Consider the following 15,472-nt stretch of genomic DNA (forward strand, 5'->3'; position numbering starts at 1 on the left):
CCGAAACCAGGCCTTCCCTGCGCGATGGTTTGAAGGCCTATGCCGCGCTCTCCCGGGAGCCGAGTTCCTTCTGGCCTCCCTCACCTCCGCGAAATGCACGGCAGCGCGCCGGTTGACGCGATGACGCCTTCGCGAAGGCTTGACCGTAGCAACGACGGCCAGGACCACACGGTTTCGCCGTACGCAGGCCATCCGGCTTCGCCAAGAGGCTTCGCCGGACATGGGCGCCGTCCGTCTTCGCGAGTTCGCGCCATGCTCACGAGGTTCATCCCGCCCTGCATGCTCGAAGCCGCCTTAACGCCGCCCGCGTCCACCGCAACCCCCAACCCGCGTTCGTGACGACGTACGACCGCCCCTATGGTGGGCTGGGATGGGCCGACACATACGACAAATCCGAATTTCGGTAAAGTGGAATATTTTTGACAGAGCGACTTGACACTGGTGTTTCGCCCGAGAGCCGAGCCGATCCTTTCGGCCAGCTTCCGCGGAGCGCGGCAACTGCCCTTAGTATCCCAACGAGATACGAAGGCCTTGAATTACGTATCCCGACAAGATACGTATTGACATGATCCAGAGCTTCAAGGGGAAGTTCGCCGAGCCGATCCTTAAGGGCCGCACGATTCCGAAAGGTTTTCCGGCGGACCTCGCAAAGATCGCCCGCCGAAAACTCATCATGGTGGACGCTGCCGACTTTCTCGACGCCCTGAGATCACCTCCCGGCAACCGCCTCGAAGCTCTCAAGGGGAAGCTGGCGGGGAAGTACTCGATTCGCATCAACGATCAATGGCGGATCGTGTTCAGATGGACGGACGCGGGCCCCGAAGATGTCGAGATCATGGACTATCATTAGTCCGACAGGCCGATTGTGGCTAGCCAAAAGGAGTTCGCAGATGGCAAGGAAACTTCCGCCGATTCATCCCGGCGAAATCCTGCGTGAAGAATTTCTCGTTCCGCTCAAGCTGACGCCCTACGCGGTCGCGGCCGCTCTGAACGTGCCGCGCACCCGAATCGAACGCATTGCGCGCGAAGAAAAATCCGTCACGGCCGACACCGCGCTGCGGCTGGGAAAGTTCTTCAAGACAGGCGCCGCGTTCTGGATGAACATTCAGACTCGCTTCGACCTCGAAACGGCGGAGGACGTGCTCGCACCTCAGATCAAGAAGATCGCGTCTTATGAGGCGGTTTGAGAGTGCTGCAGTTGCGATGATGTAGCGACCAAAGCCAATGCCCGTGAAATTCGAAGACATCACCACAGCCTTCGAGTTCGCCAACACCAACGGCGACATGGGGGAATTCCGCGCCTTCGTCTGCAGGCAGACCGGGAAGATCTATTATCAAACAGATTTCATGGACGCAGCAGAGTTCAACGACGAACTGCCTGATGACATCGACGACGAGGAGAAATTTCTCGCGCTCCCGGACAAACGAGATCTCGGCCTCGGCAAGCCCCTGGTGCTGGCTTTCGTCCGCGAGTTCCTGCCGGATGATTTCGACGATGTCCGCTATTTCTTCAGCAAGCGGGGCGCCTATCCGAAATTCAAGTCCTTGCTCGCCAGACGCCGCGCGATCGATCGCTGGCATGCCTACGAGAATGAGGCGACGAAGCAGGCGTTGCGCGATTGGTGCACGCTACATTCGATCGAAATCATCGACTGACCTGGCGCTCGTTCGGACACTATGTCTACGCAACCGCGACGCTACTCCGCCGTCTTCTTGCCCCCATTGTCATTCAGGGAGCTAGGCGGGGCGGCGTTACGGTGGGCAAAGTTCCCAAAGGTTCCGTGTGATCGTCCGACGTCTTCTGCAAAGCGACTCCGGTCGTTCTGTTTCGCGCCGCGCTCTCCTCGGCGGACTTGTGTCGGCAGGGAGTGCCCTCGCGCTCGGCGGATGCGCCGGCTTGGGTGCGACCGGCGCGCGCTTCGACGCGTCGTCTCTTTCCGTTGACCCCACATTGCTTGTCACCACCACGCGCAAGCCCGTGAACGGCGGTCGCGCGAAACCCTGGTTCGGACCGGACCGCGCGACGAGCATGACGGTCGCGCGGGCGAAGCTGGTGGCCCCGGACGAGAGCCGACTTTCTCTCGCCTCGGTTGGACTTGACGATTGGCGCCTTGATCGGATCGAACCGGTGTCGGCCGAGGCCGGCGATCTCGCTGCGCAGGCCGGCGCAGGGGACGTGCTGATCTATGTGCACGGCTTCAAGCAGACATTCGAGACGGCCGTGCTGGATGCCGCCCATCTCTCCGATGGGATCAAGTTTCGCGGCCGGACCATGGTGTTCTCCTGGCCCTCCAAGGCCGGACTGTTCGACTATGCCTATGACCGCGACAGCGCGATGTGGTCCCGCGACGCTTTCGAACGCGTGCTCTCCGCGCTCGTATCGAGTCCAACCGGCGGCCGCGTGCACATCGTTGCGCACAGCATGGGAACCATGCTGACGCTCGAAAGCCTGCGTCAGCTCTATGCCCGATATGGCGACACCGTCACGAGCAAGATCGGCGCGGTGGTGTTTGCCTCGCCTGATATCGACATGGACGTGTTCTCGTCGTCGATCCAGCGCATCGGTCCGCTGACCGGCAAGATCACCGTGATTGCCTCGACCAACGATCGCGCATTAGCGCTGTCGGGACAGATCGCAGGCGGAATGACCAGGGTCGGCGCCGCCGAGAAGGCTGCCATCGCGCGGCTCGGCGTGCGCGTGGTCGATGCCTCGCAGGAAGGCTGGGGCATCATCAACCACGACCTGTTTCTGTCGAATGCGGAAGTGCAGCGGGTGATCCGCCGCTCGATCGACGGCACGACCGCGTAAGGGAGCGCCTGCGCCGAGCGAAGCGAAAGCTTGCTCCTGCGCACGCTCGTTGCGGCTCCAACGGAAAAACGGCCGGTGGCGGCAATGATTGAACTCTCTGAGCGCGCCGCTCCATGGGAGACTAGCCGCGCGGGCAACAAGCGCTGAGAAGACGATCCCCGCGGAGCCGGACCGCCCCCCTGCGCCATCGTGTCGCGATCGAAGCGGCGGGACCTTTCGGTTCGCTGGCAGGTTACAGCCCCGAGGAATCGAGTTGAACGCTGCAAGTTCCTCTCGCGTGGCGGGTGATGAGGCTGGGGAGAAATTAGAGGAAACACATGCTTGCCCACTGGACCCCACCGGAAAGAGTCACAAGGTCTGGGGCTACTCGGACCTGAACGACATCGCCAGGGGATGCTGACGGACGCGCCGTATCGATGGCTCGCCGGACTTGGGCCCAGGCGGACCCTTGCGCCGCCGGATACAATTGTCGGCCCGGATACTGACCGCCAATGCCACGGGTTCACCCGGCGGGCGGAACAATCAATCGAAATCAGAGGAAGGTTGGTTTCGAGAAATGGCGCTCCAATCAGAACAAAAATGCGAACTCCTATATAATTGAAATTGCTGTATAATCCAGACGTAGCCGACGGACGGTCAAGGGCGACGGCTCCTGATTGAAGGCGACCTGAGACCGCTTGCTCAGCTTAAGGGGAGGAGTGAAGGGAGGTTCGCATCATGGTTGCCAAGGATCTGAAATTCGCGACCGAAGCGCGCGAACGGATGCTGCGGGGCATTGATACGCTGGCGAATGCCGTCAAGGTCACGCTCGGTCCCAAGGGGCGCAATGTGGTGATCGAAAGATCGTTCGGCGCGCCGCGTATCACCAAGGACGGTATCACCGTCGCCAAGGAGATCGAGCTTGAGGACAGGTTCGAGAACATGGGCGCCCAGATGGTGCGCGAGGTGGCGTCCAGGACCAGCGATATCGCGGGCGACGGCACCACGACCGCAACCGTGCTCGCAGAAGCCATTGTCAAGGAAGGCGCCAAGTCGGTCGCCGCAGGCATGAATCCGATGGACCTCAAGCGCGGCATCGATCTTGCGACGGACGCGATCGTGCATGACCTGAAGTCTCATGCCAGGAAGGTGACGGCTAACGAGGAGATCGCTCAGGTCGCCACCATCTCGGCGAATGGCGACGCCGAGATAGGCAAGTTCCTCGCCGACGCCATGAAGAAGGTCGGCAATGAGGGCGTCATTACGGTGGAAGAGGCAAAGAGCCTCAGCACCGAGCTCGAAATCGTCGAAGGCATGCAGTTCGACCGTGGCTACATCTCGCCCTATTTCGCCACCAATGCCGAAAAGATGCGCGTCGAGCTCGAGGACGTCTATCTGCTGATCCACGAGAAGAAGCTGTCTGTACTGCAGACCCTGCTTCCGCTCCTGGAGGCGGTGGCGCAATCGGCCAAGCCGCTTCTGATCGTCGCGGAGGATGTCGAAGGCGAAGCGCTCGCAACGCTCCTGGTCAACAAGCTGCGTGGCGGCTTGAAGGTCGCCGCGGTGAAGGCGCCGGGTTTTGGCGATCGCCGCAAGGCGATGTTGGAAGACATTGCGATCCTGACCGGCGGCATCGCGATCTCCGAAGATATCGGCATCAAGCTCGAGAATGTCACGCTCGACATGCTCGGGCGCGCCAAGAAGGTCGTGGTCGATAAGGAGAGCACGACCATCGTCGACGGCGCCGGCGCGAAAAAGGACATTGAAGCGCGCACGACGCAGATCAAGGTGCAGATCGAGGAGACCACCTCTGACTACGACCGCGAGAAACTCCAGGAGCGTTTGGCGAAGCTTGCCGGCGGGGTCGCGGTGATCCGCGTCGGCGGCGCAACCGAGGTCGAGGTCAAAGAGCGCAAGGACCGCGTCGACGACGCGCATCATGCAACGCGCGCAGCGGTCGAGGAAGGCATCCTTCCCGGCGGCGGCGTCGCCCTGCTGCGAGCGCAGAAGGCGCTCAAGGGCATGAGGACGGCAAATGCCGATCAGAAGGCAGGCGTCGAGATCGTGCGTCGCGCGCTGCGGATGCCAGCATGCCAGATCGCGGAGAACGCGGGTGAAGAGGGCTCGCTGGTCGTCAACAAGGTGCTTGAGAACGACAACTACAATTGGGGGTTCAATGCTGCAACCGGCGAATATCAGGACATGGTGAAGGCCGGCGTGATCGACCCCGCCAAGGTCGTGCGTACCGCGTTGCAGGATGCCTCCTCCATCGCCGCGCTCCTGATCACGACGGAAGCGCTGGTCGCCGAAAAGCCGAAGAAGGCCGAGACGCATGCGCCGGGCATGCCGCCAATGGATTTCTGACGGCAACCAGCCGCTCCCTTCCGGGCGCGATCAAGCGTGCATCAGGCTTGCTCTTGCAATACTGCGGCACCGAGTTCGTCGAAACGAAACAGCTGAAAGATCCGCTGGCCATTGAAATCGAGGACCCTCAAGTCGTCTGTTTCGTGCAAATCGCCCTCGACCGCGTGGAAATGCCCGCCATAGCGCTCCTTCGCGAGATCAAGCGGCACATCGAAAGCGACAAACTTGCCGATTCCCTTGGCTTTGAGCCTGCCCAGGAACTTCGGATCGTGCAGCGTTCCGTGGGACGTGAGGACCAGCAACGGACCACTGGCCGTCAGCAGCAGAAAGGACCTCATCGATCAACTCCCTGGTCGTTGGTTTCATCAGCACCTATGCCGCGAACAAGGCCGCGGCAACCGTCGTGCTGGTGCGTATCGATGGATACATAAGAGCGAGCTGGTTCGACTGCACGGTTGCGATTGTTCAGAGAAAGGGGGCGGCATCGTCTTCGGCACGCTCAATCTGCGACCCGACCGCACCTGCGCTTCGGCGAACCGGACGGCAGCAGCCTATCGACAGTGTGTCGTCGAGAGCTGTGCGCCGCGTGTCCTGATCCCAAGAGGGCGCCTTGTTTTCGAAGGCACGTCGGCGATGACGACCAGGCCTTTACCGGGCCTTTCGCGCTATCGGCCAGTCGAAGTTATTGCGGGGGGCATCAGGCTGGCTGCGGTACCGCAACCTGGTCTTGCCAGCAGAGCAAAGGCAATGGCGCTCCCTAGGGGACTATGCCAAATCAATAGAACCAATGGCTTACGGAAAAGTGGGACACCAGATCGTTCTACAGGATCGTTATGCTTTTTGTCGGGAATGTCCCACCGGATCGCCGATCGGACGTGGCTTGTCTGGTGCGATCCAGCCCGGTGGAAGCGGTTCGCCAAAGCCGTCGAGTTTAGGGTAGGCAGAGCCGTAAGCGAAGAGCCCCGTCGGACCTTTAAAGCCAAGGATGTACCAGATCTCCAGCAAATAGCCTTGTGTCCGATCGCGATCCTCCGTGGCAAGTGTCGCCACTTCCCGCATCGCCTTTTCAATAAGGGCGATAGGCACTTCGGCACGGAGAGACTCGTTGGCTTGAGCCAGGATCGCGTCGATAGCCTGGTTCACCGCGGCCGTTGCTCGCGCTTCATCTTCGCGTGTTTCCGCGCCGGTGTAGCCCAAGGGGGGATAATCATTTGGTTGAAACTTGGTCTCTGCTCTGAGACGCTGCAGCAATAGGCGCTTTTCCGGCGTGAGTTGAACAATCTCAGCAGACGGCTTGGGCCAAAGCCGGGAGTACTGCCAGAAGCGCACGCCCAGAAACGCGAAAGCCGCCAAGCCCAGGACAGAGATCGCGATAACTAGAAGACGCATTCGCGCAAACTACGCGACCGCAGTTCAACAGCCTAGTAGCTTGATTTGCGGAGAAGGATTTCGCGTTGGTGGGACCAATTGCCGGAGAAGCCAAGCGATATCAATGGCCTGCAATTTGTGGCGCGCCGCTCAGAAACAAAACCGCGAACTCTTATGTAGTGGAAATACCTGTAGTGGAAATACCGATACAATCCTGCACCGCACTGTGATGCGCTGCGGTTCACTGCTGCGCCGCACCAACTGAGGCATTGAGGGCGCTGCATTGCAATAGGCACCACCTCATATGTGCGAGGAGAGAGGGAGCAAGCCTCGCCAGGTTGACTGAAACGATCTAAACTTGTTGCCAGCTCGTAACGCTCCCGCTGGACGTTGAGCGTGAATTGCGCTCCCGCCACGGCATAGGGAGTGCCGGATGATCGAATTTCTGAGACATGCATTCTTGAAACGGCCTCGCGCTGCGGGTGCCGCCAGCGCCCGTCTGCGCGAGAGCACCCTGCGGCCCGTGTGATTTCGAGGCTACGCGATAGCTTGGGAGACAGCGTATGTCACAAGGAACAGCAGAAGTGTCGGAAGCCGAGATCGCGGTCCACTGGCAGGAAGAGAATTATATCAACCCGCCGGAGAGATTTCTCGCGCAGGCCAACCTGACTGACAAAACGGTCTTTGATCGATTCAGTCTCGATAACGTCCCGGACTGTTTCAAGGAGTACGCCGATCTCCTTCATTGGTACCGGCCCTGGGACATCACGCTTGATACGAGCAATCCGCCGTTCTGGCGATGGTTCGTCGGCGGCAGGATCAACGCCAGTTACAATTGCGTCGATCGCCATCTCGCCAAGTACAAGAACAAGACGGCGATCCACTTCGTCCCCGAGCCGGAGCACGAGGCGATCCAGCACGTCACCTACCAGGAGCTCTATGTGCGCGTGAACGAGGTCGCCGCGTTATTGCGGGACGGTTGTGGTCTTAAGAAGGGTGACCGGGTAACACTGCACATGCCGATGGTCCCGGAGCTTCCGATCACGATGCTCGCCTGCGCCAGGCTCGGGGTCATTCACTCGCAAGTCTTCAGCGGCTTCAGCGGGAAGGCCACGGCAGATCGCATCGTCGATTCCGAAAGCCGTGTGCTGATCACAATGGACGCCTATTACCGTGGCGGCCAGCTTCTCGATCACAAGGAGAAAGCCGACGTCGCAGTCAGCGAAGCGGAGAAGGACGGCGTCAAGGTCGAGAAGGTGCTCGTGTGGCAGAGACACCCGGGGAAGTATTCAAGCAAAACACCGCTGGTTGGGGGCCGCGATTTCGTCATGAACGAGATGTTGTCGGCCTATCGGCGGCGCCGGATCGACCCTGTGGAAATGCCCGCGGAAGATCCGCTGTTCCTGATGTACACCAGCGGCACCACCGGGAAGCCGAAGGGATGTCAGCACTCTACCGGCGGATATCTGTCCTACGTCGCGGGAACGTCGAAATACATTCAGGACATCCATCCGGAGGATGTCTACTGGTGCATGGCCGATATTGGCTGGATCACGGGCCACTCCTACATCGTCTATGGGCCGCTGGCGCTTGCCGCATCGTCGGTGGTGTACGAGGGGCTTCCTACCTATCCCGACGCGGGGCGTCCGTGGCGCATCGCCGAAGAGCTCGACGTCAATATCTTTCATACCTCGCCGACAGCCATACGGGCGCTTCGGCGCGCCGGGCCGGACGAGCCGCCAAAGTACAATCACCACTTCAAGCATATGACCACCGTGGGCGAGCCCATCGAACCGGCGGTGTGGAAGTGGTACTACGACGTCGTTGGCAAGGGCGAGGCGGCCATTGTTGACACCTGGTGGCAGACGGAGAACGGCGGCTTCCTGTGCAGTACAGTACCGGCTCTCTACCCGATGAAGCCGGGAAGCGCGGGGCCGGGTGTGCCCGGCATTCACCCGATTATCTATGACGAGGCCGGCGCCGAGATTCCGCCGCGCTCCGGCCGTGCCGGAAACATCTGCATCCAGAACCCCTGGCCGGGCTCATTTCAAACGATCTGGAAAGACCCCGATCGCTTCGTCCAACAATACTACGCGCGCTACTGCAAGGACCGGACGAGCCACAACTGGCGCGATTGGCCGTACATGGCCGGCGACGGCGCTCTACAAGCGGCCGATGGCTATTATCGCATCCTGGGTCGAATTGACGATGTCATCAACGTGGCCGGGCATAGGCTTGGGACCAAGGAAATCGAGTCCGCGAGCCTGCTTGTTGAGGAGATCGCCGAGGCGGCAGTGGTTCCTGCCAGGGACGAAATCAAAGGCAAGGTCCCCGATCTCTACGTCTCGCTAAAGCCTGGGCTCGCCGCGAGCGAGGACATCCGCAAGCGGGTGGAAGATTCCGTGATCCGTGAGATAGGGGCGATCGCTCGTCCGCGCCGTGTCGTGATCGTCCCCGATATGCCGAAGACCCGTTCCGGAAAGATCATGCGCCGCGTTCTCGGGGCGATTTCGAACAACGAGGATGCCGGCGACATCTCGACGCTCGCCAATCCCGAGATTGTCGACGAGATTCGAAAGATGAAATCTTAAGTCCGCGGTTTTTCGCGGCTTGTCCCGCGAAACGCGTCGGACGGAACAGCGAGGAGCGATGGAAACAAACGAGCTCGTGGAGTGCATCCGGCCATTGCTGGCGAGGTTCTCCGAGGACGAAGAGGTCGTGCGCCGGTTGGTGGCGACGGACGGAACCTTCGACGCGCTTTGCCACCAATACCGCCGCGTCACTGATCTCCTTAAAAGTTACGAGGCGCAAGCTGATCAGGAGGCGGAAGTTGAGTGGCTCAAGAAGCGCCGGGCTGTGCTGGAAGAAGAACTGCTGACGCGCATTGAAGGATATCAGCCGCAGTAGTGCTGCTCCTGCGAGGCGCGGAGCGCGCTGTCCGGCGGGCGATCGTCACAGGCACGCTTCAGCGCAAGCCAATTGCGGCGCGACGCGACCTGATAATTCCGAGCGTCCAGACACAAATGGCGCACCATTCAGAACAAAAACACGATCTCTTATGTGCTTGAGATTGCTATCTAATTCTAGACCGCGCTATCCAATCGAGCACGTCATGAAGACGCCGGAGCTCACGGACGAGCACCGCGCCGGCATCCTGGGCGACAACGCAGCCAAGCTACTCAAGATCAGCCTCAGCTGACGCTGCCCCAGCGCGACGACGCTGGCGCCCAGTAGCTCCGGCATCGTCCCTCGGACGACCGCCGTCTCACCGTGCTGCACCGGCGAGAGTGTGGATCATCCTCGAGCTATTCGCAGCTACCAGCCAGGCAGCCTGCGACCCCGTGGCCGTTCGCCGAGCGGAACAGTTCGGCGCCGGAGGCGTTTTTCGCACTGACAAAACGCCAGGGGGGGACTTATGTGCTGATGCGAAACGACCGAACTGCGCTTACGCTTAAGTGTCCCGCGTGCAGTCGGGTGACGCCGCATCGGTTTCTTTACATTAAGAACGGTTGCGACATCTTTCAATGTCGTAACTGCGGACTGGGACGCACCGAGGCATCGAGCTTCGATCCCCTCGCCTATTATGACGATGGCTACTTTTCCGGCCGTCAGTCCGACGGCTACGCTGACTATCGCGGCGCCGAACCCGTGCTACGGCGCGAGTTCGCCCGCACGGTCGAGTTCATCCAGCGCCGCAAGCCACAGGGCTACCTGCTCGAGATCGGTTGCGCCTACGGCTTTTTTCTCGATGAAGCCCGCCGCGCCGGATTTGAGGTGAGCGGCATCGAGCCGGCGGAGGCGGCTGCTGCCCATGCTGGCGATCTCGGCTTGAACGTCGTCTGCGGCCTGCTGAGCGAAGCGACTCTCAACTCGTTTGGCACCCTGGATGTCATAGTGCTCCTCGACGTCATCGAGCATCTGCCCGACCCGCAGGAAGCCCTCGCGCTATTCGCGGACCATCTCCGGCCGGACGGAATCATCGTGCTGACGACCGGAGACTTCGGTTCCTTGGCGGCGCGCTCGACCGGCGCGCACTGGCGCCTGATGACGCCTCCGCAGCACCTGTGGTTCTTCAACCGCGACAGCATCGCGTCTCTGGCCCATTCGGTCGGCCTTTGCGTCGAGAGTTCCGATCACCCCTGGAAATTCGTGCCGTTCTCGCTGATCGCCTTCCAGGTCGGTCGCATGCTCGGCCGCAGGATCGCGGCCAGCCCGAGCGGCAACCGGTTCGCCATTCCGGTGAACCTGTTCGACGCGATGCGCGTGGTCTTGAGCAAGGCGCCCCCATATCCTGATACGAGCCTCCCATGACAGAGCGCCTCAACTTCGGCCAGATCGCATTGCTCCTCACCTACGCGGCCGGCATGGCGGCGGGCCAACTCCTGTTCAAGGCCGCCGCGCTGCGCCTCGGCGACGGCCATCCGTTGTCGGCGCGTGCGCTGCTGCTATTGCAGGACGCACCGTTTATCGGCGCCATCGCGCTCTATGCGGCGCTGTCCGTCCTGTGGGTCTGGCTTTTGACATTCACGCCGCTGTCGCGCGCGTATCCGTTCGTGGCCGTCGCGTTTGCGGTAACGCCCGTCCTCGGCGCGCTGGTGTTCGCCGAGCCGCTGTCGGCGCGCCTTCTGGTCGGAATCGCGGTGATCGCCTGCGGTCTTGTGCTTGTTGTGGGTTGATGAGACATGAACGGCCGGATTCGCAATCCCTGGGTCGTTGTCGCGGCGTACAATGAAGCGCCGGTGGTCGGCAGCGTCGTGTCCGGCATTCGCCGCGCGGGATACGCCGTCGTCGTAGTCGATGACGGCTCCGGCGACCGCACCGGCGACGTCGCGTTGCTCGCAGGCGCGGTCGTCGTCCGGCATCCGATCAACCTCGGACAGGGCGCCGCGCTGCAGACCGGCATCGACTACGCCCTCGAGCAGCGTGCGGATGCGCTCGTCACGTTCGACGCCGACGGCCAGCATTCCCCCGCGGCCATCGCCGCGCTGCTCGCGGCGATCGAGCAGCCCGGCATCGATTTCGCGCTCGGCAGCCGCTTTCTCATCGGTGCGACCGCAAATCTGCCGATGTCGCGCCGCATCCTACTCAGCGCCGCGCTCTGGTTCACGCGCGCGAGCACCGGGCTGCCGGTCACCGATACCCACAATGGCCTACGGGCGATGACCGCGCGCGGCGCCCGCGCGATCTTCTTGCGACAGAACCGAATGGCGCACGCGTCCGAGATCCTGCACCAGATCGCGCAGAGCCGCCTGCGCTTTGTCGAAGTGCCAGTAAATATCGAGTACAGCGCCTATTCGCTGGGCAAGGGTCAACGCATCACCGATGCGCTGACCATCCTGATCGATCTGTTTGCACGGAGGCTCTACCGATGATCGCGCAGCTGTTGCTGACGGCCCTTCTGATGTTGGTTCTGGTTTACGCCTGGTCGGCGCATCGGACGGTGCCGATCATCGGCCTGCTTGCGAGCGGCGCTGCGCTCGCCGGCCTCTACTTCGTCTGGGTGCAGGAACACGCTACAGCACTTGCGGCTCTCGTGGGAATCGGCCGCGGCTCCGACCTGATCGTCTATATCTGGGTCGTGATCAGCCTGCTCATCATGCTCAACTTGCATCTCAAGCTGCGGCTCCAGCTCGACATGATCACGCGGTTGGCGCGCGCCGTGGCGATCGATCGCGCCAGGCAGCGACGGCGTGAGGCAGTCCCTCCGCGAAAACGTCGCCCGGTCATGTTGGGTCGAAAGGCCGAGGCGCCCCCGATCGAGTCGCAGGCGAAGAAGTAGATGCCATTGCCAAGTCGCACCGGAACTTGACGTCACTCATCGAGCCCGCGATGATTGGCGTAGATCTTGGCGAACGGGCGGCCAAATCGCGTGACCTCGTCAACCAGTACGGCCGTCGTGCCGTCGGCACAAGGCCAGCGCTCGGTGGCGATCAGGTAGTCGGCCTCTTCCACATGTGTTTCGGCAATCCAGTTGCGTCGGAACATCACGCCTGCGAGTTGCTCGCGCCAGGCCAGGCAGAGGAGCACGCGCGGTGGATCGCCCGCGAACCGGCCTTCGGCGTCAATTCGATCCTCGAGGCGGCGCAGCGCCTCGGGAGCCGCCATGCTCCAATAGTCGAGGTCGAAACGGCCGTAAGCGCCGGCGACGCCGCCTGCCAGACTGTTCATCGCGATATATTCGAGCGGATGTAGGATGACGAGCGTCACCACGATGGCAGCCGTGTGCGCGCCCCCAAGGGCCACGGGCACAATCGGGAGGCGTCGCAAGAAGGGCAAGAGGCTCGTGAGCCCGCGCGCGGCCACGATGGCGAGCATTGGGATCACGAACAATACATGGCGGACACCGTCATAGAGCGTCGAGCCCTGCAGGATGAGCACTGCGATAGGCCCGAACGCCGCCACACTGACGACCAGCACCGCGCGCGATCCTGCGAGCTCGGCCGCGACCGGTCGCAGTCCCACGACGCCAGACCGGCGCAGGGCGCCGAGGGTGGCGCGGGTCCACGACGCTGCAGCACCGATCCAGACCGCCATGCCGAGCAACAGCAACGCCAAAAAGCCCTCGGGCAGACGCGCCAGGAGCTGTCCGGGGATGTACCAGGCGGGCACGTTATCGGTGAACGTGAGCCGGCCCCAGTTCTGGAATTCGAACGAGGTGTCGAGCGTAGCAAAGTGCCGATAGGCCTCGAGGAATTGTGTGATCGGATGTCCAGTCTGCAACCACGGCCAGAGCGCAATCGCCGTCAGCCAGGCGACGAGGATGGCGAGCAGCGTATGCAAGGCGATCTGGCGCAATTGGCCACAGCCCACGCGGCCATGGCGCAGCAGCACCTCGAGCGCGCACAGGCTCATGCCGCCGACGAGGTAGGCGTGCGTGATCACCCCGCCGGTGCGCGTCGCGATGGCGAGGCCAGTGGCACAGCCCGTCGCAAGGGTCAGACGCCAGCTCGGCACTCCCTGCCGCACCATCAGGACGATCAAGAGCGTCGACCAGCTCATGGCGAACAGGAACGGCACGTCGATCGGAGCAAAGAACAGGTTGCCGTACAGGTAGCCGGTCAGCAGGCACAGGGTGAGCGCCGTCAACCCAGCCCAGTACCCGACCGTGAGCCGCGCCATCGGCACGACGGCGGCGAGGCCGGCGAGACCGAACAGGAAGGTCATAGCGTGCCGGACCATGATTGGGCTCGCGAGCCCAAGCGACTGCAGGGCCGCGACGAGCATCTGAAACCACGGCCCATACATCCAAAGATACTCTTCGACCGTCTCGAACTGAGACCGGTCCGCAAACGCGCTCGTGTACCAGGCAAGTGCCTTGGGGCCGTACTCGTCGGTGTTGAATTCGTCGGTGGACAGCCCGTAATCCGCGGCGGTCACAAGCCCGATGATCAAGGCCACGCCCAGCACAAGGAGCACAAGCAACGTCTCGGCATGGCGAGCAGCAAATGCGAGGCCGAGTTTCGGCCTCGCAAGCCTAGAACAGTCGCCATCCACTCGTTCAAGCGCCATGCCTGTCCTGCGATCGCGGCTGCACGAGGAGTCCAAGCGGCGGATCAAGATGCAGACGGCCATCGGCCGACACTGCCGCCTCCATCACATCAGGCGACATCCCGCTCAACCGCTTAATCGCGAACGAACCCCCAGCGCACCTCAAGTGTTGTCCTTGGCTGAGCTTTCATAACACGCCTGAAGGGAACTTTGTTCCGAAGCTTCAAATCAGGCCTCCCAAGGTGGACGAGCAATGGCGATCCTTATCACCGGAGGTGCCGGATACATCGGGAGCCACATGGCGTACGAACTCGCTGATCGTGGCGAACAAACCATCATCATCGATGATTTCTCATCGGGCTTCGAAGCGGCAATACCCACCGGCGTACCGGCTTTCGCCGGGGACATCGGCGATCAGCGGCGAATTGCGCCGCTGATCGCGAAGTACGGGATTTCGGAGATCATTCATTTTGCGGCTTCGGCAGTTGTTGCGGAGTCGATTGCCGATCCGCTTCGATACTATCGCAACAACACCGCAAATACCCGAAGCCTGATCGAGCTCGCGATCAGGAGCGGAGTACAGCGTTTCATCTTATCGTCGACGGCCGCGGTGTACGGCAATCCGCCGGCAAATCCCGTCACGGAAGAGACCCCTGTTGCGCCTGTATCGCCCTACGGTTCATCCAAATTGATGGCCGAAACGGTGCTGCGCGACGCTGCACGCGCTCACGGCCTGCGCTACGTCATCCTGAGGTATTTCAACGTAGCAGGCGCCGATCCTGCTCTGCGCACTGGACAGGCAACGCGAGGGGCAACGCATCTTATCAAGGTTGCAGCGGAAACTGCCGTGGGTCTGCGAGAAAGGATGCAGGTTTTCGGCACTGACTATCCCACGCCTGACGGGACCTGCATCCGCGACTATATCCACGTGAGCGACCTCGTAAACGCCCATTGTCACGCGCTTTCATACCTGCGCGGTGGTGGAGAGTCCCTGACGCTAAATTGCGGCTACGGCTGCGGCTTTTCGGTCATGCAGGTGATCGACGCCATGCGGCGCGAATCCGGATACGACTTTCCCGTCGAACTTGCCGCCCGCCGGCCTGGCGATCCGGCGGAGATCGTGGCGTCGGCGGAACGGATGCGCAACCTTTTAGGCTGGCGGTCCCAATGGGATGATCTTTCCCTGATCGTCCGCCATGCGCTCGCTTGGGAACGCAAACTATTGGCACAAGGTAACGCCAGTCTTCTCTCCGGAGTGTCTCAGCTGGTCCCGCCCCGTCCCATTGTCAGCAAGGTTAGACGGGGCAAGCGTCTGCCGCGCGAAAGTTCAACGCTCGTCCAAGAACAGAGGAGGCGCCGGCGATGAGCCTGGTGATGGCAACCGTGCCATCACTGCGCTCGTTTTCCGTCAGCCGGGGGTGGGGGACTAGCGACGAGATTCGGCATAAGCGCGAGTCGCGCGCA

15 protein-coding genes are annotated in these 15,472 nt (G+C 61.7%); 12 read left to right on the plus strand and 3 right to left on the minus strand.

Translation table 11 applies throughout. The features are described from left to right. Positions 1-565 precede the first annotated feature (565 nt). The 5 genes from AAE027_RS08570 to groL all read left to right on the plus strand — a co-directional run bounded on the left by AAE027_RS08570 (position 566) and on the right by groL (position 5,152). Positions 566-850: a type II toxin-antitoxin system RelE/ParE family toxin gene (locus AAE027_RS08570; RefSeq protein WP_091896996.1), complete on the plus strand. Its 285-nt coding sequence runs from the start codon at positions 566-568 to the stop codon at positions 848-850. A gap of 40 nt (positions 851-890) precedes the next feature. Further along, positions 891-1,187: a HigA family addiction module antitoxin gene (locus AAE027_RS08575; protein WP_370986217.1), complete on the plus strand. Its 297-nt coding sequence runs from the start codon at positions 891-893 to the stop codon at positions 1,185-1,187. A 37-nt stretch (positions 1,188-1,224) separates the two neighbouring features. Further along, positions 1,225-1,656, plus strand: coding sequence for a hypothetical protein (locus tag AAE027_RS08580; RefSeq protein ID WP_091896991.1), 432 nt, complete (start codon positions 1,225-1,227; stop codon positions 1,654-1,656). Positions 1,657-1,783: 127 nt separating this feature from the next. Beyond that, a complete protein-coding gene (locus tag AAE027_RS08585) occupies positions 1,784-2,809 on the plus strand; it encodes an alpha/beta hydrolase (RefSeq protein WP_370986218.1) in 1,026 nt (341 codons plus the stop codon). A 717-nt stretch (positions 2,810-3,526) separates the two neighbouring features. Continuing rightward, the gene (gene groL / locus AAE027_RS08590; protein ID WP_370986220.1) at positions 3,527-5,152 is read left to right on the plus strand and encodes a chaperonin GroEL; all 1,626 of its coding nucleotides are present in this window, start codon (positions 3,527-3,529) and stop codon (positions 5,150-5,152) included. Positions 5,153-5,193: 41 nt separating this feature from the next. On the opposite strand, the gene AAE027_RS08595 is transcribed toward groL, so the two are convergent. Both AAE027_RS08595 and AAE027_RS08600 read right to left on the minus strand, forming a co-directional pair. Further along, a complete protein-coding gene (locus AAE027_RS08595) occupies positions 5,194-5,490 on the minus strand; it encodes a cytosolic protein (RefSeq protein WP_370986221.1) in 297 nt (98 codons plus the stop codon). A 493-nt stretch (positions 5,491-5,983) separates the two neighbouring features. After that, entirely contained in the window at positions 5,984-6,541 is a 558-nt protein-coding gene (locus AAE027_RS08600) for a DUF4844 domain-containing protein (RefSeq protein ID WP_370986222.1), read from the minus strand. 542 nt (positions 6,542-7,083) lie between these two features. Between AAE027_RS08600 and acs the strand changes: the two genes are divergently transcribed. The 6 genes from acs to AAE027_RS08630 all read left to right on the plus strand — a co-directional run bounded on the left by acs (position 7,084) and on the right by AAE027_RS08630 (position 12,299). Next, on the plus strand, positions 7,084-9,111 hold the full coding sequence (gene acs, locus AAE027_RS08605) for an acetate--CoA ligase (protein ID WP_370986223.1): 2,028 nt from the start codon (positions 7,084-7,086) through the stop codon (positions 9,109-9,111). Positions 9,112-9,169: 58 nt separating this feature from the next. Continuing rightward, positions 9,170-9,427 carry a hypothetical protein gene (locus AAE027_RS08610; protein WP_370986224.1) on the plus strand — a complete coding sequence of 86 codons (258 nt, stop codon included), beginning with the start codon at positions 9,170-9,172 and terminating at the stop codon, positions 9,425-9,427. Positions 9,428-9,943: 516 nt separating this feature from the next. Beyond that, complete coding sequence (locus AAE027_RS08615) at positions 9,944-10,831, plus strand: class I SAM-dependent methyltransferase (protein ID WP_370986508.1); 888 nt, start codon at positions 9,944-9,946, stop codon at positions 10,829-10,831. Further along, the gene (locus AAE027_RS08620) at positions 10,828-11,196 is read left to right on the plus strand and encodes a DMT family transporter (protein ID WP_370986225.1); all 369 of its coding nucleotides are present in this window, start codon (positions 10,828-10,830) and stop codon (positions 11,194-11,196) included. Before AAE027_RS08615 ends, AAE027_RS08620 begins: the two co-directional genes overlap by 4 nt. Positions 11,197-11,202: 6 nt before the next feature. Continuing rightward, the gene (locus AAE027_RS08625; RefSeq protein ID WP_370986226.1) at positions 11,203-11,892 is read left to right on the plus strand and encodes a glycosyltransferase family 2 protein; all 690 of its coding nucleotides are present in this window, start codon (positions 11,203-11,205) and stop codon (positions 11,890-11,892) included. Continuing rightward, on the plus strand, positions 11,889-12,299 hold the full coding sequence (locus AAE027_RS08630) for a DUF2304 family protein (protein WP_370986227.1): 411 nt from the start codon (positions 11,889-11,891) through the stop codon (positions 12,297-12,299). Before AAE027_RS08625 ends, AAE027_RS08630 begins: the two co-directional genes overlap by 4 nt. Positions 12,300-12,331: 32 nt before the next feature. On the opposite strand, the gene AAE027_RS08635 is transcribed toward AAE027_RS08630, so the two are convergent. Further along, positions 12,332-14,092 carry a hypothetical protein gene (locus AAE027_RS08635; RefSeq protein WP_370986228.1) on the minus strand — a complete coding sequence of 587 codons (1,761 nt, stop codon included), beginning with the start codon at positions 14,090-14,092 and terminating at the stop codon, positions 12,332-12,334. Between the two features lie 169 nt (positions 14,093-14,261). Here AAE027_RS08635 and galE point away from each other — a divergent pair, with 169 nt between their 5' ends. Continuing rightward, entirely contained in the window at positions 14,262-15,374 is a 1,113-nt protein-coding gene (gene galE / locus AAE027_RS08640) for a UDP-glucose 4-epimerase GalE (RefSeq protein ID WP_370986229.1), read from the plus strand. Positions 15,375-15,472: the final 98 nt, after the last annotated feature.

This window comes from Bradyrhizobium sp. DN3, from assembly GCF_041357655.1.
Taxonomy (GTDB): Bacteria; Pseudomonadota; Alphaproteobacteria; order Rhizobiales; family Xanthobacteraceae; genus Bradyrhizobium.